The sequence below is a fragment of the Rhizobium oryzihabitans genome (assembly GCF_010669145.1).
Taxonomy (GTDB): Bacteria; Pseudomonadota; Alphaproteobacteria; order Rhizobiales; family Rhizobiaceae; genus Agrobacterium; species Agrobacterium oryzihabitans.
Genome location: NZ_CP048635.1, coordinates 1,196,805 through 1,220,315 on the forward strand (window position 1 = coordinate 1,196,805; position 23,511 = coordinate 1,220,315).

Consider the following 23,511-nt stretch of genomic DNA (forward strand, 5'->3'; position numbering starts at 1 on the left):
TCCGCCCTTGTGGCGGCGCGGGTTGATAAAGGGTCTTGTCGGTGCAGGGAAAAACCAAACACATTTCCATTCTGGCGGGCGGTTGCGCCGCCATTGCCTATGTGGCGTTTTTGTCCCCGGGCATTGCCCTTGCGCAGGAGGCCGGCACCACGGTGCTGCAGACCATTACCGTGGACGGCGTAAAAAAGCAGGATCCCAAGGCCCCGGTAAAGGGCTATGTGGCGAAAACCAGCGCCAGCGCCACCAAGACGGGCAGGTCCCTGATCGAGACACCGCAGTCGGTGTCCGTCATCACAAAAGACCAGATGGATGCACAGAACGTCCGCAATCTCAGCGAGGCGCTGAATTATGTTCCCGGCGTCGTTGCGCAGCCGTCAGGTCCCGATCCGCGTTTCGATGCGCCGCGTATTCGCGGGTTTGCAGGAAACCAGCTGCAATTTCTCAACGGCCTTCGGCTGATGCGCACGGCGGGTGCGCCCTCGTACGAGGTCTACGGTCTGGAGCGTGTGGAGGTCATTCGCGGGCCGGCTTCCGTGCTTTATGGCCAGGGCAATCCCGGCGGCCTCATCAATCTCATCAGCAAGCGGCCAACCTTCGAGCGTTTCGGCGAAGTGGGCGCGCAGATCGGCAGCTTCGACTACTACCAGTCGATGTTCGATATTGGCGGGCCGGTGGCGGATAGTGACAGCCTTGCCTATCGCCTGACCGGGGTTGCCCGCAACGCCCACGCCCAGACGGACAATCTGCAGAACGACCGTTATTTCATCGCGCCGGCACTCACATGGCAACCCGATGAAGACACGAAGCTGACGGTACTTGCTTCCTATCAGCACGATAATCCGAGCTCGCCCTCCGGCCTTCCGCCGGCGCTCACCTTTTCCCGCCCGGGCAACATGCTGGACCGCAGCTTTTATGTCGGTGATCCATCGTTCGATACGTCAAACCGCAAGTTCACCAATATTGGCTACGAATTCGAGCACCGTTTCGACGAGACCTTCACCTTCCGGCAGAATGCGCGTTATTCCAATTTCGACTGGTCCTACCGGGCGCTTGGCATGTCCTCGACCAATAGCGGCATGATCGGCAATCTCATCCGCCGCAATGCGACGTTCCAGGACGAGCTGCTGAACACGTTCAACATCGACAACAGCCTCCAGGCCGATTTTTCGACGGGTCCGGTTGATCATACCCTGCTTGTTGGGCTGGATTATCGCTATTTCGACAATAACGTAAAAACAGAATTCTGGGCGGCAACGCCGCTTGATCCCGTCAATCCGGTCTATGGCGGGCCGATCAGCCTGACCTCGCGCACGCTTTATGCCGATGTGAAAACCGACATATCCCAGATCGGCCTTTATGCGCAGGACGAGATTTCCTACGAAAACTGGCGGGTTACGGCCGGCCTGCGGCAGGATTGGGCCAGCACCAGCGGCACCACCTTCAACGGCACCACCTATCGTTCGCTCGACAAGGATGACCACAAGCTCACGGGCCGCGTCGGCGTCAGCTATCTCTTCGATGGCGGCATTGCGCCCTATGTCAGTTACGCGACCTCCTTCGAACCGGTGCCGCAGCCGGCTGTCGGCGATGCGCCGAAGCCCACCACCGGCGAACAGTGGGAAGCGGGCATCAAATATCAGCCCGAAGGCTTTGACGGTTTCTTCTCGGCGGCGATCTACGATCTGAAGCAGAAGAACGTGACAACGACTGTCGGCGGCGTGACGCAGCAGATGGACGAGGCGCATGTGAAGGGCGTCGAGCTTGAAGGTGTCGCAAGCCTGGCCGACGGGCTCGACCTGCGTGCGGCCTATACCTACATGGACAGCGAAGTTTCCGGCCGCGTGAACAATGGCAGGGAGCTGGACAACACGCCGCGCCATTCCGCCAGCCTATGGCTCGATTATACCTTCGCGGAGGATACGGCGCTTGAGGGCTTCGGCATCGGCGGCGGTGTTCGCTATGTCGGCGAGCGTTACGGCGATGCCGCCAATGCCTTTGAAATGAAGGGGCTTACCCTTCTCGATCTCGGCGTTCATTACGAGAAGAACGGCTACCGCGCCTCGCTTCTCGTGCAAAACTTGACTGATAAAGAATATATTTCTAGTTGCTCCACTTTCGGATGCTATTACGGTGACGGAAGAACCGTTATGGGCAAGCTGACCTACCGGTGGTGACCCACATCAAGTGAAGCAGCAGGGGCATGAAGCGTAAGGATCGATGGATGTCGCCCCTCTGGGGGCGGCGGGAATTTTTGGGCCTGCTTGCCGCTTCGGCGCTTGCTGGCAAGGCGCGGGCGGCGGTGACGCCGCGCATCGCCGCAATCGACTGGGCCATGCTGGAAACATCCGTGGCGCTCGGCGTCATGCCGGTTGCCGCAACGGAACTCATCCAGTTCAGGGCAGGTGCCGTCGAACCTGAAATTCCGGAAACCGTTGCCGATCTTGGTCTGAGGGGTGCGCCGAATTTCGAACTGCTGCAGCTCACCCGACCGAACCTCATTCTCATTTCGCCTTTCTACACGCGCTACACCGGTCGGCTGGAGGCCATAGCGCCGGTGTTTTCGCTGCCTTTCTACGTGAAAGGCGAGCCGCCGTTTGAAAAGGCGCTGGCCGCTGTCTCGGCACTCGGCGAAAAGCTCGGGCGGACTGAAGAGGCGCGAAAGGTTCTGGAAGAAACGAACCATGCGCTGCAAGCCATGCGGACGCGCCTCGAAGCCTTTGCGGCAAGGCCGACCTATGTGATCAATATCGGCGACTCCAGGCATTTCCGCGCTTTTGGCGCAGACAGCATGTTTGGTGATGTCCTTGGCCGGCTGGGGCTGACCAATGCCTGGGCGAACCGTTCGCAATTCACCTTCGCAGCGCCTGTCCCGCTCGAAAATCTTGCCGGCTCAGCTGATGCCCGCATCGTCATCGTCTCGGATATTCCAGTCGAGGCCCGCGAGAGCCTGCGCAACAGCGCCATCTGGCGCGCGCTTCCAGCCGTGCGGGAAAATCGCGTGGTGACGCTCGGCAATGTGGCCCCCTATGGCGGCATCACGGCGGCCATGCGTTTTGCGCGGCTTCTGACCGAGGCCCTGACGACGCGGGGAGAAGCACTGTGACAGCACGGCCTCTCCAGTTTCTCTTCGGGATCGTCTTTCTTCTGGCCTGTGGTCTTTCCCTGCATGCCGGGCTGTTGCGGCTGCCCTTTGGTGCATGGCCAAGCCTGCCATTCGATGCCGCGACCATGTCGATGGATCAGGTCATTTTCGCCTTCAGCCTGATGCCGCGTGTGGCGGTCGCCATTCTGGCGGGCGCGATGCTGGGTTTGTCGGGCGCGCTTTTCCAGCAATTGCTGCGCAATCCGATTGCCGATCCCTCCACGCTCGGCATTTCCGCAGGTGCGCAACTGGCGATCGTCATCGCAACCCTGTTCTTTCCCGCGGTGCTGGATGGAAACCGCGCATTGGTGGCGCTTGGCGGTGGTGCCGCTGCGGCCTGTGTGGTGTTTCTTCTCGGCTGGCGGCGCTCCTTCGAGCCGGTGACCATGGTGGTGTCAGGGCTTCTGGTCGGCATCACTGCTGCCTCCGTTTCCGCCGCGTTGACGCTTGCGCAGGGCGAATATCTGATGTCGCTCGTCGTCTGGAACGGCGGTTCGCTCAGCCAGCAGGACTGGTCGAATGCGTTTCTGCTTGCCGCTCAACTTCTCGCGGGCCTTGTTCTCACCGGGTTGCTGATAAGGCCACTGACGGTTCTCGGCCTTGGTGATTCCGGTGCGCGTTCGCTTGGCGTCTCGCTGTTTTCAATCAGGCTGGCGGTGGCCGCCGTCGCGGTCATGCTGGCGGCCTTCGTTGCTGCTGCGGTCGGCCTTGTCAGTTTTATCGGCCTTGCAGCACCTGCGCTTACCCGGGCGCTCGGCGTGCGTCGGGCATCCTCCGTACTGTTCGTTTCGCCGCTTCTGGGCGGTCTGCTGCTCTGGTGCTGCGATGGTCTCGTGCAGCTTCTGGCGAGTACGACGGCTGAAGTTTTCCCGACTGGTGCGGTGACCGCTCTTATCGGCGGACCGCTGCTTCTGTGGCTGCTGCCGAAAATCCGGCCGACCGATGTGCATCGCGCCGAAGGTGTGGACCCTGCGACAAGACGCCGGCTTGCGACCCTTCTGCCAGTGCTTGTCATCATGGCCGGGCTGGTTTTTGCCGCGCTCGCCATCGGCAAGGGGCCGGAGGGTTGGACAGTGCTGCAAGCTGGTGATCTACAAAGTCTTCTGCCCTTCCGCTGGCCGCGGCTGGTGGCGGCTTGCGCTGCCGGCGGTCTTCTGGCGATGGCAGGCGCGCTTCTGCAGCGGCTCACCGGCAATCCCATGGCAAGTCCGGAAGTGATCGGCGTCAGCGGTGGCGCGGGTCTCGGTTTTGCCGCCGCCATCACGCTTTTTCCGGCGGCGGGTCTGTTCGAGCTGTTTTGCGGTGCAGGCATCGGCTCGGCCGCCGTCATGATCCTCGTTCTGTTCTTTTCCGTGCGCCGGCATTTGGCGCCGGAAAAAATCCTGCTCGCCGGCATCGCCATCAGTTCGCTCTGCTCGGCGGTACTTTCGGCACTGCTTGCCATTGGCGATCAGCGGGCCTGGCAAATTCTCTCATGGCTCAGCGGCTCTGGTTCGACGGCGACGCCCGCTTCAGCAATCTTTCTTGCGGTGCTTTCGGTCGTGCTGCTTGCCGCGGCTTTGTCGGTAACGCGCTGGCTGACGATCCTCCCGCTTGGACGGGATGTGCCGCTCTCCCTCGGTCTGCCGCTCGGCGCGGCGCGCATCGCCGTCATAGCCGTCGCCGGCATTGCCACCGGGGCCGCCTCACTGCTTGTCGGTCCGCTGAGTTTCGTCGGGTTGATGGCGCCGCACATCGCGCTTCGCGCCGGTTTCACCACGCCGCGCGACCACCTGTTCGCTTCGTTCCTGTTCGGTGCGGTGCTGATGGCGCTTTCCGATCTCGGGGCGCGATCCGTGACATTTCCCTATGAGCTGCCGCTGGGTCTCTTTGCGGCGCTCGCCGGTGCGCCTTACCTGATCTGGCTTTCAGGCAGGCGATAATGATTATTTTGAATGACTTCTGGAGATGACATCCATGGCCCAGGCAACGCTTGCCGCCGATTATGACGATGTTCCGCTTTTTTCGCTGGAAAAAGTGACGATGGAAGTGCCGGGCAGGACATTGCTGCAGCCGTTGACCGCAAGCTTTGCAACCGGCAAGACAATCGGGCTGATCGGCCATAATGGTTCGGGAAAATCGACGCTGCTCAAAATCCTTGCGCGTATCCAGGAGCCAACGGCAGGCAGGGTGTCGTTCGAGGGACAGTCGCTGGGGAACTGGGGCAATCGCGAATTTGCGCGAAAGCTCGGTTATCTGCCGCAATATACGCCGGCCGCTTCGGGCATGCTGGCCAAGGAACTGGTGGCGCTGGGCCGTTATCCCTGGCACGGCGCGCTTGGCCAGTTCACCAAGGCGGATCAGGAGAAGGTGGATGAAGCCATCGAACTGACCGATACCGTGGCCTTCAGGGACCGGCTGGTGGACACGCTTTCCGGTGGTGAGCGCCAGCGCGTGTGGCTCGCCATGCTGGTTGCCCAGAACGCCGAAAGCCTGCTTCTGGACGAACCCATTTCGGCGCTCGACATGGCGCACCAGCTCGAGGTTCTTTCTCTGGTGCAGAGACTGTCGCGGGAAAAGGGTTTAGGCGTCATCGTGGTTCTGCATGATGTCAACATGGCGGCGCGGTTCTGCGATGAGATCGTCGCACTGCATTCCGGCCATCTGATCGCAAGGGGAACGCCGAAGGACATCATGACACCGGAAACGCTGGAGCGGATCTATGGCGTGCGCATGGATGTCATGACGCATGCCGCCACCGGCTTTCCCGTCGCCCTGCCGCTTTAAGCTTGTTGCAGCAAAACAACGCGTCGAAGCGCTTGCTGTTGACAGTAATTCTCCGGGCATTTTTCGCCCTAACAATGTCTTAATGGCATCCTACCGCCAACAGACATTGTTAACTGTTTTGCTTTCCTTGCCCCCAATTAAGTTGTTTTGGATCGATTCTGGGGAACAAACGTTAACAGTGCGGAATTCAATATCCGGAGAGGGCAAGAAGGGCTGCTGCGGGTAGGAATGAAACAGGAGAAAATCAGATGAAAAAGGCTGTTGCCGTAACTTTTGCCGCATTGACGATGGGCCTCGGCGGGACCGTTTCCGCACTCGCTGCCGACCTTGCAAGATATGAGCCGGCTCCGCAGGAGCAGGACGACCGCAACGGCGTCAAGATCGGTTATCTCACCTGCGATATCGGCGGTGGCGTCGGTTACGTGATCGGCTCGGCCAAGGAACTGGATTGCACGTTCCAGTCCACCATGGGCGCACGCCGCACCGACCATTACACCGGCGCCATCCGCAAGATGGGCGTTGACCTTGGCTTCACCACGCAGGGCCGTCTGGTCTGGGCCGTTTTCGCCCCGACAGCGGGTTACCATCGCGGTTCGCTCGGTGGCCTTTATCAGGGCGCAACGGCTGAAGTGACTGTCGGTCTCGGCGTTGGCACCAACGTTCTCGTTGGCGGCACTTCGGGCTCGATCCAGCTTCAGACGGTCAGCGTGACGGGTCAGGTTGGCCTCAACCTCGCAGCGACCGGTACGTCCGTGACGCTCACGGCCATGAACTAATCGGCAAGCGCGCCCGGTGTATTGCACCGGGCATTCTGTCGCATGTCAAAAAGCGCCCTCTTCGTTGTCAGACGGGGAGGGCGTTGTATTATGCAGGTCATGACGATCCCAGCACCCAGATCCCTCCCGGCTTTATTGGCTTTTTTCCTCTGTCTTTCTTCGACGGCCTTTGCCGAAGGCGATGCGGCACACGGGGAAAAGGTGTTCAGCCGTTGCTCCACCTGTCACAGCGTTGACGCACCGCGTACCCGCATGGGCCCGCATCTGATGGGCGTGGTGGGCAGGCCCATGGCTGGAGTAACGGATTACGGCCATTATTCGCAGGCGCTGAAAGATGCCGGTGCGGCGGGCCGGGTCTGGACGGAAGAGGAACTGCAAAAATTCATAGCCAGCCCGAAGAAGGCAATGCCGGGGACCTCGATGCGCTTTTTCGGGCTTTGGAGCGAAACGGATATCGACGATCTGATTGCGTATCTGAAAACGCATCCGATGCCGCAATAACCTTCAGAGCGGCGCATCCGCAAGAATCTCTTCGGCATCCTCCACCGTCATCGCCATGACCTTTGAGCCAATCTCGAAGCCGAAACCGTTGCGGGCGAAGGCGGAAAACTCCTTCGATTTGCGTTTTTCATCGAGTTCGACACGGCGAAAGGGTCCGAAGGCACGTTTGCGCGCAAAGATGACGGCCGCAACCAGATCGTTGGTTTCCTCAAGCGCGACTGCTGCCGTTTCCCGGTCTATACCCTTGATCTGAAGTTTTTGCGCAAGGCCGCGTTTCGACTTACCGCTGCGCTGGCCGCTTCGCACGGCAATTTCGGCGTAGGCCGTATCGTCAAGCGCCTTGATGCCATAAGCGAAAGTCACGGCAAACTCGCCAAGCGCCTTTACCTGTGCGGTGCTGATATCCTCGAATTTTTCCCGCGCCTTGCGCGTGATGGCGTCGCGCAGCTGCTTTTCCGTCATCATGCGCTGTTCCAGCCGGTAGAGCGCGGAATTGCGCGCCCATGACAGCATCCGGCTGGTCGGTTCGCTGGCCTGCGTTTCGCCATCCAGGGCCATGTCGTCGGTCAGGGAGGGGCTGGAATCGTCGTTCATTCCGCTTTTATAGCGCGGTAAACGTGTCTTGCCAGTTCCTTCCCACCGAATGAACTTCGGTTTTCAACGCCTCACGGTGTCTGTGCGCCGGTTGCGGCGACATAGACCGAATAGAGCGATTTCGTTGCGGTAATGAACAGGCGGTTCTTTTTCGGCCCGCCAAAGGTGAGGTTTGCGACCGTCTGTGGCACCTTGATCTTGCCGAGCAGCGTGCCATCAGGTGAGAAGCAGTGGACGCCATCGCCGGCGCTCGTCCACAGGTTGCCCGCCGTATCCAGGCGGAAACCGTCGGGCAAACCATTGTCGAGATTGCAGAATTCCCGGCCGTTGGCGAGCTTCACGCCATCCACCACATCGAAGACGCGGATATGGCGCGGCCGGGACACATCATGGCTGTAGGAGCTGTCGGCGACATAGAGCCTGGTTTCATCAGGCGAGAAAGCCAGACCGTTTGGCTGCACGAAATCGTCGATGGCGATCGTGATCTCGCCGGTTGCGGGATCGAGCCGGTAGACGTTGCGCGTCTTCTGCTCGGGTTCCGCCTTGTAGCCCTCGTAATCGGAAAGAATGCCGTAGGTGGGGTCGGTGAACCAGACGCTGCCATCGGATTTCACCACCACGTCATTGGGCGAGTTCAACCGCTTGCCGCCGTAGCTGTCGGCAAGAACGGTGATCGAGCCGTCGACTTCGGTGCGGGTGACGCGGCGGCCGCCATGTTCGCAGGAAACCAGTCGTCCCTGCCGGTCGCGGGTGTTGCCATTGGTGAAGTTGGAGGGGTGGCGGAACACCGAGACCCCACCATCCGGCACCCAGCGCAGCATGCGCTCATTGGGAATATCGCTGAACAGCAGGCAGTTCAGATCGGCAAACCACACCGGGCCTTCGGCCCAGCGGCAGCCGGAGTAAAGCTCTTCCAGTTCCGCATTGCCGACGATCAGAAGGCGGAAGCGGTCATCGTGGATTTCGTAAGGGGAGGCGTTGTCTGTTGTCATGAGCGTGGTCCGCTTGAGGGCTTGTCGTTATGGGTTCAGCGCGTGGCCTTGGGGCCGCTTGCCAGAAGGATGACGGAGATGATGATGAGGCCGGTGAGGATGAGGCGGATGCCCGCGCCGAAACCATAGGTGTTCAGCATCGAAACCACCAGGAACATGAAGAGCGAGGCACCCCATATGCCGGGGACGTTGGAATCACCACCCGCCACCGCCGTGCCGCCGATCACAACGACGGCAATGGACATCAGCAGATATTCCGATCCCATGTTGAGCGCAGCACCTCCGGAGAAGCTGGCGAGCAGATAACCGGCAATCGCCGCCAGCACCGCGCAGAGCACATAGGTGACGAAACGTGCGCCGTCCACCGGAATACCGGTCATGCGGGCGGCGAAGGTGCTCTGGCCGATGGCGGAAATCCAGCGTCCGTAAAACGAGCGGTCGAGCAGCAGCCAGGCGATGACGGAGAGCAGCAGTGCGACGAGAGCGACATTCGGAATACCGACCGTGCTCGACGTGGCGAAGGTGGCCAGTGTTTCCGGCGGCTTGATGCGCAGGCCGCGGTTCGACCAGATGGCGATGGATTGCACGATGAAACTCATGGAGAGCGTCGCGATGATGGGCGGGATGCGCAGGAGCTTGATCAGCGCATAATTGCCGATGCCGATGGCGATGCCGATCAGGATGGCGATCAGCAATCCCGGCAGGATGAGACCATCGGACACATCCATGAATTTGAGCGCCAGCGTGCCGGAAAGCGTCATCGTTGCGGGCACGCAGAGGTCGATATTGCCCGGCCCGAGCGTGATGACGAACATTTGGCCGATGCCGACGATCACGGAAAAGGCCGCGAAGGTCAGGGCTGCGTGCGACAGGCCGAAGGAGCTGGCGCCGCCGGTGAACATGACGGTCACGATCCAGACCGCAGCCGTTGCGGCGAACGACCATATCCATGGTTTTTTCGAAAGAGACGAAAGCCCGTTCATTGGTTTTTCTCCCGCTTTTCGAGACGGTTGAGCAGGATGCGCAGCGCCAGCACGATGATGAGGATCGCCCCTTGCGCGCCGATCTGCCAGTCCGGCGAAATGCGCATGAAGGACAGGAAGGAACCGGCAAGGGTGAGCGTCAGCGCGCCGATGACGGCGCCGATGGGCGAAACCCGGCCGCCGACGAATTCACCGCCGCCGAGGATGACGCCCGCAATCGACAGCAGCGTGTAGCGAAGCGCGATATTGGCGTCGGCCGATGTCGTCAGCCCGACAAGGGCGATACCGGACAGCACCGCGAAGAAACCGGCCAGCGCAAAGGTAGCGGCGCGAATGCCGACGACCGACCAGCCGGAGCGTTCGACCGAGCGGAAATTGCCGCCGACACCGCGCATCAGCACGCCGAAGGAAGAGCGCATGACGATATAATGGGCGACGACCGCGATCAGGATGCTGGCGACGATGGCGATCGGCACGAAAGGCGGTTTTGCCGTCATCAGCGCCCGGATGAAGGCGGGGGCCTGGCCGCCGGGCGAGGGCAGAATGAGGACGGCAAGGCCGCCCCAGACGAAGCTCATGCCGAGCGTGACGACGATGGAGGGCAGGGCGCGAATATGGATGATGGCGCCCAGCAGTGCATAAACCGCAATCGCACCGGCAAAGATCGCAATACCGAGGATCGGCGTGGTTTGCAGGAAAGTGGCGGTCACACAGGCGCAGAAACTGACGAAGGTGCCCATCGACAGATCGAGATCGTTGACCGACATGATCAGCATCTGCGCAATGGTGGCGAGCGCAATCGGCACCGCCAGATTGAACAGCAGGTTCATGCCGGTATAGCTCATGGCGCGCGGCTGCATGTAGAAAACGGCGGCGAGCAGGAAGGCGAGCGAGGCGGCGGGAATGATGAGGCGGAGCGCGTTTGCCGAGAGTTTCATGCGTGGTCTTCTCCGGCAAAGGAGGCCGCCAGCACATTCTGCTCGGTAATATCGTCGCCGACGAGTTCCGCCTGGATGGCGCCGTCGCGGAACACATAGACCCGGTCGCAGAGACGGATTTCGTCCATTTCGGTGGAGTACCAGATGAAGGTGCGGCCGTGGGAGGCTTCGGTTCTCAAGATGTCATAAACCTCCTGTTTGGTGCCGATATCGACGCCGCGCATCGGGTCGTCCATCAAAACGGTGCTGGCGGTGGTGGCAAGCGCGCGGGCGAAAAGCACCTTTTGCTGGTTGCCACCGGAGAGTGAGAGGATCTTGTTACCCATGTCGGGCGTGCGGATTTCGATGCGCTTTTTCCATTGCGCCCCAAGCTCGGTTTCCTTGGTTCTGTCCACCATGCCTGCGGCTGAAATATCCCTGAGCGAGGCGATGGACAGGTTTTTGAGGATGCTCCACAGCGGGAAGGTGCCGTTCAGGCTGCGGTCGCCCGCCACGAAGGCGATATCGGTCTTGCGCGCGGGCAGCCAGCTATTGTTGCGGGCAAGATAAAGATCGAGAAGCGCTTCGGTCTGGCCATGGCCGCCGAGACCGGCAAGGCCGACGATCTCGCCGCGAAAGGCCTCGAAGGCAAGGCCTTCGCCCCGGCGTGCCGGCATGGAAAGCACCTTCTCGCCCGCCTTGCGGCTTTCACCCCGCCGCCTGTCCTGTTCCTTGACGACGCTGCCCATGGCCTCAACCAGCGAGCGGGTGGTGAAGTCGGCGGCCTTCCGGTCGGCCACCACCCGGCCGTCCTTCATCACCACGATACGGGTGGCCGTCGAAAGAATTTCGCCGAGAATATGAGAGATCAGCAGAACCGAGCCGCCCTCACGCACGAAACGGCGGACGTAGTCCATCAGCTGCTCGGCGAGACCGGCATCGAGGGAGGACGTTGGCTCATCGAGGATCACCAGTCTCGGTGCGCGCGGTATGCGGCAGAAATTGATGGCGATTTCCACCATCTGGCGTTCGGCGATGGAAAGTTCAGCGATAGTCAGTTCGCAATCGATGCCGTGGCCGGGGAAAATTTCATCCAGTGTCTGGCGGATCGTCGTCAGCGCACGGCCGCGCCAGTTTCGTCCACCCGTGGCGGTATGCATGATGCGGACATTTTCGCTGATCGTCAGGTTCGGGCAGAGCGACAGTTCCTGAAACACGCAGCGAACGCCGTTCGCGCGCGCGGCGGCAATGCCGTGGCGGTTTTCGTTGCCGCCATAGGAAACGGAACCCTCATGCGGCGTCAGCCCGCCATTGATGACGTTGACGATGGTGGACTTTCCCGCGCCGTTATGGCCGACGAGCCCGAGGCATTCCCCCGTGCGGATGACGAGATCGGCCCCATCCAGCGCCCTTACCGCGCCGAACACGACCTTCACGCCGCGCGCAGCGACGACTTCTTCCGCCTCGATGATGTCATTCATGAGCAACTACGCCAGTGATGTGAAATCGGATGATACGGTGGCTATTGCGGCGCCCGTTCCGGGAGCGCCGCAATAGTGGGGCTCTGGGCCGATCCGGCCTATTTGGCCGATGCGATGGCCTTCTGGGCGTCTTCCTGCGAATATTCCACATTCGCCACGCCGCCCTTCTGGGTCGTCTTCAGGTTTTCCTCGAGATTGGCCTGATCGATGCGCAGGAAGGGCACGGTCAGATCCTTCTTCACATCCTTGCCGTCGAGGATTTGCTGCGCCACCCAGAAAGCGAGCGTCGAGACGCCGGGAGCGATGGAGACGGACATGGTCTCGTAACCGCTTGCGTCCTTCTGCTGTTTCCACCATTGCAGCTCGTCTTCACGGTTGCCCATGACGATGGTGGGTGTCGGGCGCTTGGCGGCAGCGAAAGCCTGTGCCGCACCGTAACCGTCGCCGCCCTGCGTCACGACGGCCGCGACTTCTGGAAGGCTCGGCAGAATGCCGGCGACGGCGCGCTGTGCGACGTCCTGCGCCCAGTCGCCATTGACGGAACCAACGATCTTGAACTGCGGGTTCTTGGCGACGCCGGCGGCGATGCCGGCGTGGATTTCATCATCCACTGAAACGCCCGCAAGGCCACGTATTTCAAGCAGGTTTCCACCCTTCGGCATGGCCTTGGCGAGATAGTCGATCTGGCTTTCGCCCATCGCCTTGAAATCGACGGCGATGCGCCATGCGCAGGGCTCGGTGACGATGCCGTCGAATGATACGACGGTGATGCCGGCATCGCAGGCTTCCTTCACCGCTCCGTTAAGCGCGGTCGGCGAAGCGGCATTGATGACGATCGCGTCGTAACCCTGAAGAATGAGGTTCTGGATCTGCGCGGCCTGTTCGGTCGCCTGGTTTTCGGCTGTGGTGAAGGCGTCAGCGGCGGCGACCTGCTTGTCGGCAACCGCCTGCTTGGTGATCTTGTCCCAGCTCGTCAGCATTGCCTGACGCCAGGAATTACCGGCATAATTGTTTGAAAGCGCGATTTTTTTGGCCGACGTATCGGCATGAGCGGTGATCGGCAAAGCTGCGCATGCGACAGCGGCCGACGCCAGAAGCATCTTCCTGATAGCCATTGATTTCCTCCCTGGTGGCTTGCCCTTTTCGAGCCCGGAAACACCTGTCTGTCGCAATCTCCTCGGCGGCAGACGGAATTCCTTTGCACTGGAGCTCCTTTCCCCAGTACAAGCGAGAATGACCAAGAAGGTTTGGCTTGTACAGGCGGATCACGGCAATCTTCCTGCGGGTTTCCGCAGAAAGCATGCGGGAACCCGCAGGACGAAATGGCCTTGCCGGGCGCAGAATGGTGATGCGGCGTTCTGATATGTCGAAACTGCGCCGCCAGAGATCGACAAGGCAGGCGCTTGGGAGGGCGTCCGCACATGCTGGATACGCCGAAAAGCGCTCTTTTCCACCATTATATGGGTATTTCGCGGCTGCTCGCCGGGCAGCTCGAATTTAATGCCATCATCCAAGCGGTCGCAACCGAGATCAGCCATATCATCCCGCATGATCATATGGATGTCTGCATCAAGCAGCTGGATGACAAATATCACATCGCCTATGAAAGCGGTCTGGCCAGTGCCTGGAGCAGGCTCCCGCCCGCCCTTCTGACCGGTAGTCCGATCCGTTCGCTGCTGTCAGGCGAGGTGGAATACCTCTTGAGCGGCGACGCCTGTTCCGATCCGCGCTTTCATTTCGAAGGGTCGTTTTCGAGCCCGATCATCGAACTTAACCTGCATAGCCGGCTGCATGTGCCGATGAAGGTGCATGGCGATATCATCGGCGCGCTGAGTTGCTCCTCCCACCAGTCGGACGCCTATACGATGGAGGATGTGGCCAATGCCCGCGCGGTTGCGGATTTGCTGGCGCCCTATTTCTACGCCATCCGCGCCGCCGAGCAGGCCAAACGCTCCGCCATCGAGGAAGCGCGCGCCAATGCCCGCGAGGAGGGCCTGCGGCTCGGCGCGCTGCAATTGACCGAGGCGTTGGAGGCCGAGCGGCAGCGGATCGGCATGGATCTGCACGACCAGACGCTGGCGGACCTGACACGGCTGGCGCGGCGCATCGAGCGCATGAGCCATACCCCCGACCTTTCAGGCGAGATGCTGGAGCCGGTGGTGCGCAGCCTGCAGCATTGCATGCAGGATCTGCGCGAGATCATCGAGGAGGCAAAACCCTCCATCCTGCAATTGTTCGGCGTCGTTGAGGCCATCGAGACCTATGTGGACCGTTCCGTGCGCGATAGCGGATCGGCAATCGACTGGTCGGTGACGGATGAGACGGACGGGCTGGTGGAAAGGCTGGACAAGACGGTGGCCATCTCCCTGTTCCGCATCGTGCAGGAGGCGGTGAACAATGCCATTCGCCATGCCCAGCCCGAAGTGATTGCCGTGAAACTGACCGCAATCGACGGCGGTTTGCGGGTGACGGTCAGCGATGACGGCAGCGGCGGCGGCGAAGGCGGGGCCTCCGGAGGCCTCGGCATCGGCAATATGAAGACGCGGGCGCGGCTGATTTCAGCCAGATTCGATATTGGCGGCAATGGCACGGGAGCGGGAACCCGCATCACCGTCACATTGCCGGAAGATGCTTTCGACCGGCGGGAGGACCTGTGACATGGATGTGCTGATCGTCGAGGACGATGCGCTGCACCGTGCCTATCTGAATGAGGCGGTGCGAGCGGCCCTGCCGGAATGCGACAAGGTTCTTGAGGCGTCAAACGGCAGAACCGGCGAAAAGCTGGCGCGGGAAAATCGCGCCGCCCATATCGTCATGGATTTACAGATGAACGAGCGCAACGGCATAGAGGCGGCGCGCACCATCTGGAAGGAGCGGCCGGACACCCGCATCCTGTTCTGGTCAAACTATTCCGACGAGGCCTATGTGCGTGGGGTCTCCCGTATCGTGCCGGAAGGCGCCGCCTATGGCTACGTGCTGAAATCAGCCTCCGACGACCGGTTGCGGCTGGCGCTGCGCAGCATCTTCATCGAGGCGCAATGCGTGATCGACCGTGAAGTGCGCGGCCTTCAGGAAAAGAGCCTCGGCAAGGCGCATGGCTTTACCGATTCCGAATATGAAATCCTTGTCGATGTCGCGCTTGGCCTCACCGACAAGGCGATTGCGCGCCGCCGCAACCTGTCGCTACGCAGCGTGCAGAACCGTCTGCAAAGCCTGTATGAGAAGCTCAATGTGCATCAGGCGGCGGGCGACGACGAGGCGGAAGGTCGCTATAATCTGCGGACCCGTGCCGTCACCGTTGCCTTCCTGCGAAAGCTTTTGAACTATAGCGCTCTCGAAAGGGCCGAGCGGGAACTGGCGGAATGGGCGGGAAGCCGCTGATCGTCAGGGCAGGAAGGCAAGCAGCCGTCTTTCATCCGCCCTGAGGCCGGAAACGGGCTTTGCCCCGACCTTCAGGATGCGGCCAAGCTTCTTCTGCGCCTTCTCCTCCGTCGCGATATCGAGAACGGCAGGGTGGACGTAGCTCTTGCGGCAGATGGCGGGCGTATTGGAAAGCTCGATCGCCGCTGCTTGGCACATGCCCTTGATGCTGGGTTTTTCACCGGCTGCCACATGCTCCATCGCATGGCAGAAGGCGGCCAGGGTGCCGCCCCAGGTTCGGAAGGTCTTGGCGGAGATGCCCTGACCGCCAATGCGGGAAAGATAGGCGTTGAGATCGCTTGAATCGACGGAATGCACGCGGTCTTCGCTGTCCTGCCAGACAAACAGCTCCTTGCCCGGCAGATCGGCGATTTCTTCGAGGATTTTCTGAAGGCGGGGGTGGCGCAGCTGGCGCTTCACCTTTTGCCCGCCCTTTGCGGCAAACCGCAGCTCGATGGTTTCACCGAAAGACACGTGCCGTTTGAGCAAGGTGGTTGCGCCATAGGTGCCGTTGGTTTCGAGATAGGAGCGGTTGCCGACGCGCAGATACGCGGCATCGAGAAGCAGTGTAAGGGCGGCGAGCGTCATCTCCTGCCCATGATCCTGCCTTTCGATATCGGCGATGGCACGACGGCGGATGGCGGGCAGCGCCTTGCCGAAGCTTTTCAGCTGGAAGAATTTCGTCTCGCCCCGCATGGCGTGCCAGTCGGGATGGTAACGATATTGCTTTCGCCCGCGCGCATCGAAGCCCGTGGCCTGCAAATGCCCGGCGGGATCGATACATATCCAGACGTCTCTATAGGCAGGTGGTACGCCGAGCGACTTGATGCGCTTCAATTCAACGCTATCGGACAGGAGTTCGCCACCCGGCAGCCGGTAACAGAAACCGCGCCCGCGCTTTTCGCGGGCTATCCCCGGTTCCTGATCGTTGACATAGGCAAGTCCGATTTTGGCAAGAAGGCGGGTGGTTGGTTGTGGCATCGTTTTTTCCGGCAGGTTTCACGCTGCGGCAAACGAAAAACAGGCCGCCTTCGTTCCGGCGGCCTGTCCGTATCGATTATCCGTTTTTATCAACCGGCCTTGGCGATCCTCAGGATCTGGGATTCGCCGCCGCCCCGCTCCTCGGTCACGGCATAGATCGCGCCATCCGGACCGACCTTCACGTCGCGGATGCGCGCCTCGAGCGGCAGCCGGCTTTCGGTCGCAACCTTGTCGCCATCCAGATGCAGGATGACGAGGCCCTGGCTCACTAGACCGCCAACGATGAAGGCGCCCTTCCATTCGGGAATCTGGTCGCCTTCATAAAACGCCATGCCGGAGGGGCCGATGACCGGGTCCCAATAATAGACCGGCTGCTCCATGCCTTCCTTGGCCGTGGCACCTTCACCAACGGCCCTGCCGCTATATTCGATGCCGTAGGTTATGACAGGCCAGCCATAGTTCAGGCCTGCTTTCGGCAGGTTCAGTTCATCGCCGCCTCTCGGGCCGTGTTCCACGGTCCAGAGCCTGCCTTCTCCGTCCAATGCTGCCGCCTGCAGGTTGCGGTGGCCGTAGCTCCATATCTCGGGAAGGGCGTTCTGCTGGCCGGCGAAGGGATTGCCTTCGAAGGCTTTGCCTTGCGCATCAATGCGGAAGACCTTGCCGAGGCCGCTGGACAGATCCTGCGCCTGCACGCGCGGCGTCGCATCGGAGCGTTCGCCGACAGTGACATAAAGCTCGTTATTCGGCCCGAAGACCAAACGCGAGCCGAAATGCTTGTCGCCATCATAGGTCGGCATCTGGCGGAAGATAACCGCGACATTTTCAAGTTTGGCCGCGCCGCCTTCCTCGGTCAGTTTTGCCGAGGCGACCGAGGTGCCATTGCCGCCGTCACGCGGTTCGGAGAAGGAAAAGAAGATGGTGCGCGATGTCTCGAAATCCGGCGCAAGCGCTATGTCGAGAAGACCGCCCTGTCCGGCAGAGGCGACTTCCGGCACGCCTTCTATGGCGGGGCCGGCCTTGCCGTCGGCGACGATATGCATGGCGCCTTCCTTGGCCGCAACGATCATGCGGCCATCGGGCAGAAACTCCATCGACCAGAGATGTGGCAGGCCCTCGGCAATGACGGTTTTTTCGACGTCTGGCTGGGTTGCGGCCTGTGGCGCACGGGTCTGACCCTCGAAAGCCGGTTTCTGATCCGGCGCATTGGCCCGTTTCGTCTCGGCAGCCGGGGCGGTCTGTGCGTGGGCGGCGCCAGCAAGCGGTACGGCAAGCAGCGCAAATAGCATCGTCGAACTCAGAAATCGGTTGTTGCGGAACATGGGTCTCCCTTCCTTCGTTTGCGTCAGGCACAAACCATTTGGGGAGGATTTCGTTTCTTGCGATAGCTTCAAGAAAACTTGATGAGTTCGTGTGCAGGCGACGCCCTCTTTTATCATCCGTACGAATTCGTAGGGAACCGCAATCATGCATCCACGTTTTCCCTCTGGTTATACGGAGGGCGCCATGCAGATCATTGACAACAAGACCATAGACGGGAACAGAACCAAACCGATCCTCAATGTCGCAGAATTCTGTCGCCGTTACCGACTGGACAAGGCCGAGGAGACACGGCTGAGAAAATTGTTTGGCGAGTTCGCATCCCGGCACGAACTCCTGATGAATGCGCAGCGCAAGCCCAACTTCCGCTGATCATTCCTCGGGATCGACTGATTTTCCGAAGATCATGAAGACATCATAACGGGTGTTCTTGCCCATTATCTGATGCGAGGGTTTGCGAATGCCCGGCATAGGTTCGGCGCGCAGGGGCCATTTAAGAACAACCCGTTTCGTTGCATTATCAAGCGCCGCCTCCATCAGTTCCACCTGATCGGGATCGGATCCCACCAGTTCGCGCAACACCCGCATCTCCTTTTTCACCAGCGCCGTATTGTGGCGCGGCGGATGCATGGGGTCGACAATCACCACTTCCGGCGAAAGTTCTTTCAGCAGGTGCCTTGAATCACCCTGCAGCAGCGTCATGCGCGACGCGGCCTCCGCATAGGCGCCGCCGGCCTCCAATGCGCGGCGAATGCCGTCCGCGAGATAGGCATGCATGCCCGGCGAGCGTTCGATCAACGTCACCTCCGCGCCGAGTGATGCGAGCAGAAAGGCATCCCGCCCGAGCCCTGCCGTGGCATCCACGATTTTTGGGGTGCGGCCTTTGGTGAAGCCTGCGGCTTTCGGCAGGGCCTGTCCACGCCCCTCGCCGGAGCGGAAACGATGCCCGACCGCACCGCCGACAAAATCCACCACGAAGCTTTCGTCTTGTTCTTTCATCGCAGGCCTCAAAACGGGCAGGGCACGGTGTAGGTGACGTCACGGCCATCCGGGTGGCGAAAGCCCACCGCCTCGGCATGCAGCATCAGGCGCGGCGCGGCGGCAAGCGCCTCACCTTCGGCATAAAATTCATCGCCAAGGATCGGATGGCCGAGAGCCTTCATATGCACCCGCAATTGATGGGTGCGGCCGGTGAGAGGGGTAAGTGCGAGCCTCGTTGCGGGAAGTGGCAATCTTTCCAGCACGCGCCACAGGCTTTGCGCCGGCTTGCCATTTTCATGGTCGACGCGGTGGCGGGGCTTGTTTTCCGGGTCGATCGCGAGCGGCAGGTCCACGTTACCCTCTTCGCCTTCGATCTCTCCCCAGACGACGGCCACGTAGGATTTGCGCGTCTGGCGGTTCTCGAACTGGGCGGCGACCGCAGCGTGCGCCTTGCGGTTCAGGGACATCAGCACAATACCGGAGGTATCCTTGTCCAGCCGGTTGATCATCAGCGCTTTTGGAAATTGCTCCTGCACACGCGTCAAAAGACTGTCGGACAGCGCCGGATCGCGCCCCGGCACCGACAGAAGCCCGCTCGGCTTGTCGAGCACCAGCAGATCGTCATCCCGATGCACGATAGTGAGCCACGGTTCGAGCGGCGGATGATAGACGGGGTTGGAAAGCTCAGATGACATTGCGCTTCCTTAGCACAAATCGCGCAGCGGGCCAGATGCCGACCCACAATATGATATTAGTCCGGAATATCGAGATTGACGCGCCCGCTGGTCAGATCGCTGATGAGCCGTGTCAGGCGTTCCGCCTCCTCCGCCGGAATGGAAAGCAGCATATCCGCGCCGGTGCCGGTGAAATCCTCCTTTTCCACGCGCAGGTTCTGCGTGGCGGCGAGGCGTGATTTCACCAGAGCCAGATCGGAAAAGGGGCAGCTCAGCGTCGCGCTGACATAGGCGATGACCGGCGAGGTTTCTCCAAGTCGAAGGCAGGCCGCCGCCGTGCCGCCATAGGCGCGCATGAGGCCACCGCTGCCGAGCAGGATGCCGCCGAACCAGCGGATGACGAGAACGGCGACATTGTCCAGCGTCTGACCATCAATTGCCTGAAGGATTGGTTTTCCGGCAGTGCCGGAAGGTTCGCCGTCATCGCTGAAACGATAGGTCTGACCGGTCCGCCAGGCCCAGCAATTGTGATTTGCATCGACATCAGAATGCGCCGCCAGAAAGGTTTTCGCGTCTTCCTCACCGGTCACGGGTGCTGCAAAGGCGATGAAGCGGCTTTTCTTGATATCCTGCGAAAAGGTGACGGGTCGATCGAGCGTGAACATGCGCGTTTCAATATCGCATATATTCAGTCACGGAAATCGGTATAAGGCCACGATGGCTAAGATGGCGATGGAGCGGGTTTTGAAGGAAGCAAGGCGGGTCGCGATTGTCGGCGGCGGGCCGGCGGGGCTGATGGCGGCCGAAGTGCTGTCGGCTACAGGCCATGTCGTGACGGTGTTCGAAGCGATGCCGACCGTGGCGCGCAAATTGCTGATGGCCGGGAAATCCGGTCTCAACATCACCCATGCCGAAGACTACGGCAGTTTCGTCAATCGTTTTGGCGAAGCCGGGCCAAGACTGCGCGCGGCGCTTGACGATTTCACGCCCGACATGCTGCGCGACTGGGCGCAGGGTCTGGGGCAGGAAACCTTCGTCGGCACCTCCGGCCGGGTGTTTCCAACCGTCATGAAGGCCTCGCCGCTGTTGCGGGCATGGCTCGTCCGGCTGGAAGCGCAGGGTGTGACCATCAGGACCCGGCACCGCTGGACGGGCTTTTCAGGCGATCGACTGGTTGTCGCGACACCGGAAGGCGAGGTTCCCGTCAAGGCCGATGCCGTTCTTCTGGCGCTCGGCGGCGCAAGCTGGCCGCGTCTGGGGTCGGATGCCGCATGGGTTCCAGCATTGGCGACAAAGGGCGTGGCGCTTGACCCGTTCAGACCTGCCAATTGCGGTTTTGATGTCGACTGGAGCGATGTGTTCCGGCAGCGTTTTGCAGGCGAGGCGCTGAAATCCGTCATCACCATTTCTGCCGCAGGTGCGTTTCAGGGCGAGTTCGTGGTGACGCAGAACGGGGTTGAGGGCAGCGTCATCTATGCCCATTCCGCTGCATTGCGCGACCGGCTGGAACAGACGGGCAAGGCTTCGCTTGTCGTTGATCTCGCGCCGGGGCGCACCGTGGAGCGCCTCAGCCTGGATCTCGCAAAGCTCGGCCGCAAGGAAAGTTTCGCAAACCGCCTGCGCAAGGCTGGTGGCCTCTCCGCCGTCAAGGTTGGGCTTCTACGGGAAATCTTTCCCGATATAGCGGCCATGCCGGATGATCTGGTCGCCGCACGAATAAAACATGCGGAAATTCCGCTTTTGCGGCCAAGGCCGATTGCCGAGGCGATTTCATCGGCCGGCGGTATCGTCTGGGGCGGCCTTGATGAAAATTACATGCTGAAAAGGCTCCCCGGCGTGTTTGCCGCCGGGGAAATGCTGGACTGGGAAGCGCCGACCGGCGGTTATCTGCTGACGGCCTGTTTCGCCACCGGCAAGGCCGCCGCCAAGGGCATGGACGCCTGGCTTGAACGCTCAGCCTGAGAGCCGTTCCGCCATGCCGGTTTCCGAACCCGGCGTGGTCCTGACGAGGCAGCGCATGATGGTATCAGTGGTGACGGAACCAAGCGCCTTGCCGTTCTCGCTGATGACCGTGGCGCTGGCGACATTTTCCCTGACGAGTGCGCGCAGGCCCTCTTCGACCGTCATATCCGCAGCAAGCTGAAGACGCGACTGACCCGAAAATTCCGGCTGGACGATGGCCCCAAGACGGATGACCCGGCCGCGATTGACCTCTTCCACGAAGGCTTCGATATAGCTGTCTGCCGGTGACATGACGATTTCGGCGGCCGTGCCCTGCTGGATGATTTCGCCGTCGCGCAGGATGGCGATCTTGTCTCCGAGCCGCAGCGCCTCATCAAGATCATGGGTTATGAAGACGACGGTCTTCTTCAGTTCCTTCTGCAATTCAAGCAGCACCGTCTGCATGTCGACGCGGATAAGCGGATCAAGCGCCGAATAGGCTTCATCCATCAACAGGATTTCGGCATTGTTGGTCAGAGCCCGGGCGAGACCCACGCGCTGCTGCATGCCGCCGGAAAGCTGGTTTGGATAGTGGCTGGAGAAACCTTCCAGACCCACGCGCCGGATCCAGACTTCGGCCCGCTCTTCCCGCTCGCGCTTGTCGACGCCCTGCACCTCGAGCCCGTAGACGACATTCTGCAGTACGTTGCGATGCGGCAGCAGGCCGAATTTCTGGAACACCATCGCCGTCTTGTGGCGGCGGAATTCCAGAAGTTCCGCTTCGTTGAGGCGACAGACATCGGTGCCGCCATAGAGGATTTCCCCGGCCGTCGGGTCGATCAGCCGGTTGACGTGGCGGATCAGCGTCGATTTGCCCGAGCCGGAAAGACCCATGATCACGGTGATCTGGCCGCCGGGCATAGTGATGCTGATATCGCGAAGACCGAGCACGTGGCCGTGTCTGGCATTCAGTTCCGTCTTGGACATGCCGCCCCGCACGGCGTCGACATAGTCCGCCGCCTTGGAGCCAAAGATCTTGTAGAGGCTGCGGATTTCGATCGATTGACTAGCCATGCGCCACTTCCCGGTGTTTTTGCAGTCGAAGGCCATAGGCCTGGCTGATGCGGTCGAAGATGATGGCGATGCCGACGATGGCAAGCCCGTTGAATACGCCGAGCGTGAAATACTGGTTGGCGATGGCCTTCAGCACCGGCTGGCCAAGACCCTGCACGCCGATCATTGAGGCGATGACCACCATGGCAAGCGCCATCATGATCGTCTGGTTGATGCCAGCCATGATGGTGGGAAGTGCGAGCGGCAGCTGCACCTTGAAGAGTTTCTGGCGCTTTGACGATCCGAAAGCGTCGGCGGCTTCGAGAACGTCACGGTCGACCATGCGGATGCCGAGATTGGTGAGCCGGATCATCGGCGGAATGGCGTAGATGACGACGGCGATAACACCAGGCACGCGGCCGATGCCGAGCAGCATGACAACGGGAATGAGGTAGACGAAACTCGGCATCGTCTGCATGACGTCGAGAATGGGATTGACGACATTCTGCAGGCGGTTGGAGCGCGCCATGGCGATGCCAATCGGCAGGCCGATGACGATGGACAGAACGGCGCAGACGAAAATCATCGAGACCGTCTTCATCGTGTCTTCCCACATGCCGAACCAGCCGATGGCAAAAAGAATACCGCAACACAGCGCAACAATGGTGGCGCTGCGGCTGGCGAACCAGGCAAGCACGCCGACAATAAGAATAACGACCGGCCAGGGCGCGCCGATCAAAAGCCTTTCCGCCCAGATGAGGAAGCTCTGGAGGGGCGTGAAGAGCCCCTCTATCGCGCTGCCATAGGTTCGGGTGAATGCCCGGAAACCCTCGTCGATGACTTTCTTCAGCGCACGCAGGGCATCGTCATTCATGGTCGGAAATTTGAAAAGCCAATCCATATCCTGTTCTCCATGACGAAGCGGAGGCGGGGACCCAGATCCTCCGCGCTCCGGGAGTAAAATCGCCAGAGCGCCGCACGTCTGTTCCCAG

23 protein-coding genes are annotated in these 23,511 nt (G+C 60.8%); 10 read left to right on the forward strand and 13 right to left on the reverse strand.

The annotated features are described in order from the left end of the window. Positions 1-41: 41 nt before the first annotated feature. From G3A56_RS22305 to G3A56_RS22330, 6 genes are all read left to right on the forward strand, one after another. The gene (locus G3A56_RS22305; RefSeq protein ID WP_082186009.1) at positions 42-2,174 is read left to right on the forward strand and encodes a TonB-dependent siderophore receptor; all 2,133 of its coding nucleotides are present in this window, start codon (positions 42-44) and stop codon (positions 2,172-2,174) included. Positions 2,175-2,200: 26 nt separating this feature from the next. Then, positions 2,201-3,103 (forward strand): iron-siderophore ABC transporter substrate-binding protein, encoded by a 903-nt coding sequence (locus G3A56_RS22310; RefSeq protein ID WP_164056829.1) that lies wholly within the window; start codon positions 2,201-2,203, stop codon positions 3,101-3,103. Then, entirely contained in the window at positions 3,100-5,064 is a 1,965-nt protein-coding gene (gene fhuB / locus G3A56_RS22315) for a Fe(3+)-hydroxamate ABC transporter permease FhuB (RefSeq protein ID WP_082185137.1), read from the forward strand. The genes G3A56_RS22310 and fhuB overlap by 4 nt, the downstream gene beginning before the upstream one ends. A 34-nt stretch (positions 5,065-5,098) precedes the next feature. Next, entirely contained in the window at positions 5,099-5,908 is an 810-nt protein-coding gene (locus G3A56_RS22320; protein WP_035242994.1) for an ATP-binding cassette domain-containing protein, read from the forward strand. Between the two features lie 248 nt (positions 5,909-6,156). Continuing rightward, complete coding sequence (locus G3A56_RS22325) at positions 6,157-6,684, forward strand: DUF992 domain-containing protein (protein ID WP_003498285.1); 528 nt, start codon at positions 6,157-6,159, stop codon at positions 6,682-6,684. Positions 6,685-6,774: 90 nt separating this feature from the next. Then, positions 6,775-7,185: a c-type cytochrome gene (locus G3A56_RS22330; protein ID WP_035242995.1), complete on the forward strand. Its 411-nt coding sequence runs from the start codon at positions 6,775-6,777 to the stop codon at positions 7,183-7,185. Positions 7,186-7,188: 3 nt separating this feature from the next. On the opposite strand, the gene recX is transcribed toward G3A56_RS22330, so the two are convergent. From recX to G3A56_RS22360, 6 genes are all read right to left on the reverse strand, one after another. Continuing rightward, positions 7,189-7,779: a recombination regulator RecX gene (gene recX / locus G3A56_RS22335; RefSeq protein WP_137067614.1), complete on the reverse strand. Its 591-nt coding sequence runs from the start codon at positions 7,777-7,779 to the stop codon at positions 7,189-7,191. A gap of 71 nt (positions 7,780-7,850) precedes the next feature. Then, the gene (locus tag G3A56_RS22340; protein WP_082185136.1) at positions 7,851-8,771 is read right to left on the reverse strand and encodes an SMP-30/gluconolactonase/LRE family protein; all 921 of its coding nucleotides are present in this window, start codon (positions 8,769-8,771) and stop codon (positions 7,851-7,853) included. A gap of 35 nt (positions 8,772-8,806) precedes the next feature. Then, entirely contained in the window at positions 8,807-9,754 is a 948-nt protein-coding gene (locus tag G3A56_RS22345) for an ABC transporter permease (RefSeq protein ID WP_082185135.1), read from the reverse strand. Beyond that, positions 9,751-10,692 (reverse strand): ABC transporter permease, encoded by a 942-nt coding sequence (locus G3A56_RS22350; protein ID WP_080838912.1) that lies wholly within the window; start codon positions 10,690-10,692, stop codon positions 9,751-9,753. The genes G3A56_RS22345 and G3A56_RS22350 overlap by 4 nt, the downstream gene beginning before the upstream one ends. Further along, complete coding sequence (locus G3A56_RS22355) at positions 10,689-12,152, reverse strand: ATP-binding cassette domain-containing protein (RefSeq protein WP_082185134.1); 1,464 nt, start codon at positions 12,150-12,152, stop codon at positions 10,689-10,691. The genes G3A56_RS22350 and G3A56_RS22355 overlap by 4 nt, the downstream gene beginning before the upstream one ends. Positions 12,153-12,250: 98 nt before the next feature. Next, positions 12,251-13,267, reverse strand: a complete 1,017-nt coding sequence (locus G3A56_RS22360; RefSeq protein WP_080838916.1) for an ABC transporter substrate-binding protein — start codon at positions 13,265-13,267, stop codon at positions 12,251-12,253. 306 nt (positions 13,268-13,573) lie between these two features. Between G3A56_RS22360 and G3A56_RS22365 the strand changes: the two genes are divergently transcribed. Further along, a complete protein-coding gene (locus G3A56_RS22365) occupies positions 13,574-14,809 on the forward strand; it encodes a GAF domain-containing sensor histidine kinase (RefSeq protein WP_082185133.1) in 1,236 nt (411 codons plus the stop codon). A gap of 1 nt (position 14,810) precedes the next feature. Continuing rightward, on the forward strand, positions 14,811-15,533 hold the full coding sequence (locus G3A56_RS22370; RefSeq protein WP_082185132.1) for a response regulator transcription factor: 723 nt from the start codon (positions 14,811-14,813) through the stop codon (positions 15,531-15,533). Positions 15,534-15,536: 3 nt separating this feature from the next. Here the strand turns inward: G3A56_RS22370 and G3A56_RS22375 are convergent, their stop codons facing one another. Both G3A56_RS22375 and G3A56_RS22380 read right to left on the reverse strand, forming a co-directional pair. After that, entirely contained in the window at positions 15,537-16,553 is a 1,017-nt protein-coding gene (locus G3A56_RS22375) for a DNA topoisomerase IB (RefSeq protein WP_082185131.1), read from the reverse strand. Positions 16,554-16,642: 89 nt separating this feature from the next. Next, the gene (locus tag G3A56_RS22380) at positions 16,643-17,872 is read right to left on the reverse strand and encodes a PQQ-dependent sugar dehydrogenase (protein ID WP_003498309.1); all 1,230 of its coding nucleotides are present in this window, start codon (positions 17,870-17,872) and stop codon (positions 16,643-16,645) included. A gap of 184 nt (positions 17,873-18,056) precedes the next feature. On the opposite strand from G3A56_RS22380, the gene G3A56_RS22385 reads away from it, so the two are divergent. Continuing rightward, positions 18,057-18,242, forward strand: a complete 186-nt coding sequence (locus G3A56_RS22385; protein WP_080838926.1) for a hypothetical protein — start codon at positions 18,057-18,059, stop codon at positions 18,240-18,242. Here G3A56_RS22385 and G3A56_RS22390 read toward each other — a convergent pair whose 3' ends face one another. From G3A56_RS22390 to G3A56_RS22400, 3 genes are read right to left on the reverse strand one after another with little or no spacing between them, the layout of a single operon-like run. Then, positions 18,243-18,869, reverse strand: a complete 627-nt coding sequence (locus G3A56_RS22390; RefSeq protein WP_082185130.1) for a class I SAM-dependent methyltransferase — start codon at positions 18,867-18,869, stop codon at positions 18,243-18,245. Between the two features lie 8 nt (positions 18,870-18,877). Continuing rightward, positions 18,878-19,546, reverse strand: a complete 669-nt coding sequence (locus tag G3A56_RS22395; protein ID WP_082185129.1) for a pseudouridine synthase — start codon at positions 19,544-19,546, stop codon at positions 18,878-18,880. A 56-nt stretch (positions 19,547-19,602) separates the two neighbouring features. Then, positions 19,603-20,190 (reverse strand): IMPACT family protein, encoded by a 588-nt coding sequence (locus G3A56_RS22400; RefSeq protein WP_082185128.1) that lies wholly within the window; start codon positions 20,188-20,190, stop codon positions 19,603-19,605. 52 nt (positions 20,191-20,242) lie between these two features. Here G3A56_RS22400 and G3A56_RS22405 point away from each other — a divergent pair, with 52 nt between their 5' ends. Beyond that, the gene (locus G3A56_RS22405; protein ID WP_164056830.1) at positions 20,243-21,487 is read left to right on the forward strand and encodes a TIGR03862 family flavoprotein; all 1,245 of its coding nucleotides are present in this window, start codon (positions 20,243-20,245) and stop codon (positions 21,485-21,487) included. On the opposite strand, the gene G3A56_RS22410 is transcribed toward G3A56_RS22405, so the two are convergent. After that, positions 21,479-22,540 (reverse strand): quaternary amine ABC transporter ATP-binding protein, encoded by a 1,062-nt coding sequence (locus G3A56_RS22410; protein ID WP_082185126.1) that lies wholly within the window; start codon positions 22,538-22,540, stop codon positions 21,479-21,481. The genes G3A56_RS22405 and G3A56_RS22410 overlap by 9 nt on opposite strands. Continuing rightward, entirely contained in the window at positions 22,533-23,420 is an 888-nt protein-coding gene (locus tag G3A56_RS22415) for an ABC transporter permease (RefSeq protein ID WP_082185125.1), read from the reverse strand. The genes G3A56_RS22410 and G3A56_RS22415 overlap by 8 nt, the downstream gene beginning before the upstream one ends. Positions 23,421-23,511 lie beyond the last annotated feature (91 nt).